This is a genomic window from Streptomyces sp. WG7 (genome assembly GCF_049975785.1).
Classification (GTDB): domain Bacteria; phylum Actinomycetota; class Actinomycetes; order Streptomycetales; family Streptomycetaceae; genus Streptomyces.
The window spans coordinates 1-1,919 of the sequence record NZ_JBNGGE010000132.1; the positions used below are offsets into that span (position 1 = coordinate 1).

Consider the following 1,919-nt stretch of genomic DNA (forward strand, 5'->3'; position numbering starts at 1 on the left):
TACGCGGATCTGGCCGCGCTGGGCACTGCGGTTGAGTACGGGACTCCCGTGCCGAGCAGTGTGGTGCTGGTCGTGCCGCACTCGCCCGAGCCTGAGTCGGGCTCGGTGGTGGGGCGTGTGCACGAGGTGTCGGTGTGGGTGCTGGAGCAGGTGCAGTGCTGGCTGGCCGAACAGCGTTTCGGCGGGACCCGGCTGGTTGTGGTCACTCGGGGAGCGGTCACCACCGGCTCGGACGACCCGGTGACCGACTTGCCCGCAGCGGCGGTGTGGGGCCTGGTCCGGTCCGCGCAGTCGGAGAATCCCGACCGGATCACCCTGGTGGACCTCGAGAGCGATGGAGTCCTCGACCTCACCGCGCTGGCCGGGGCAGTCGCCACTGACGAGGCGCAAATGGCGGTACGTGGTAAGGCCGTGCGCATCGTGAACTTGGCCCGCCACTCCGATGGGGATGCCCTGGTTCCGCCCGCTGGCGGGCTGTGGCGGCTGGAGACGACGCGGCGGGGCACGCTGGAAGGGCTGTCCTTTGTTCCCTGCTCCGAGCTCGCTGAGCCTGTTGCGGCCGGTCGGGTGCGGATTCAGGTGTGTGCGGCCGGGCTGAACTTCCGCGATGTGCTCAACGCGTTGGGGATGTACCCCGGTGATGCGGGGCCGTTGGGCAGTGAGGCCGCCGGTGTCATCACCGAAGTCGGTCCGGGGGTGGACGGCTTGCGTGTCGGGGATCGGGTTTTGGGGATTGTGCCGGCGGCGTTCGGTCCGGTCGCTGACACCGATCACCGGTATGTGGTGCGGGTGCCGGATGGCTGGTCGTTCGCTGAGGCTGCGTCGGTGCCGATCGTGTTTCTCACCGCCTATTACGGGTTGGTGGATCTGGCGGGGATGGTGCCTGGTGAGTCGCTGCTGGTGCATGCCGGTGCCGGTGGTGTGGGTATGGCGGCGATCCAGCTGGCCCGGCACTTCGGGGTGGAGGTGTTCGCCACCGCCAGTGAGGGCAAGTGGGAGGTGCTGCGCTCGCTCGGGCTGGATGACGGGCACATGGCGTCCTCGCGTTCGCTGGACTTCGAGCAGCGGTTCCTCACCGCCACCCAAGGGCGTGGCGTGGATGTGGTACTGAACTCGCTGGCCGGTGAGTTCGTGGATGCCTCACTGCGGGTGCTGGCCGAGCGCGGCCGGTTCATCGAGATGGGCAAGACCGACATCCGCTCGGCGCATGACGTTCAGGCGGACCACCCCGGTTCGGGCTACCAGGCCTTCGATCTGATCGAGGCCGGGCCGGAGCGGATCGGCGAGATGCTGGCCGAGCTGATGGAGCTGTTCGCGGCCGGGGTGCTGCGGCCGTTGCCGGTGGCCAGTACGGACGTACGGCGGGCCCGTGAGGTCTTCCGGTCGATGAGCCAGGCCAAGCACACCGGCAAGCTCGTCCTGACCATGCCCGAAACGGTGGATGTCCGGGGCACGGTCGTGATCACCGGTGGCACGGGTGGTCTGGGCAGTTGGACCGCCCGGCACCTGGTGCGCTCCCACGGGGTACGTCATCTGCTGCTGGCCAGCCGCCGGGGCGAGCAGGCCCGAGGCGCTGCCGAACTGGTCGCCGAACTGTCACAGTTGGGCGCCGAGGTCACCGTCGTGGCCTGCGACGTCTCCGACCGGGCTTCGCTGGCGGCGGTGTTGGCGGCGGTGCCCGCAGAACACCCGCTGACAGGTGTTGTGCACACCGCAGGCATCCTCGACGACGGTGTCATCGGCTCACTGACCGGTGAGCGGATGGGCCGGGTGCTGGCGCCGAAGGTGGACGCCACCTGGCACTTGCACGAGCTGACGCAGGAGTTGGACCTGTCGCTGTTCGTCGTCTTCTCGTCCCTGGCCGGACTGCTGGGCGGCCCGGGCCAGGGCAACTACGCAGCCGGCAACGTCTTCGCCGA

1 protein-coding gene is annotated in these 1,919 nt (G+C 69.0%); it reads left to right on the forward strand.

All coding sequences use genetic code 11. The annotated features are described in order from the left end of the window. Positions 1–48 precede the first annotated feature (48 nt). A partial coding sequence (locus ACP4J0_RS38340) for an SDR family NAD(P)-dependent oxidoreductase (RefSeq protein WP_426604050.1) occupies positions 49–1,919 on the forward strand: 1,871 nt, incomplete at its 3' end.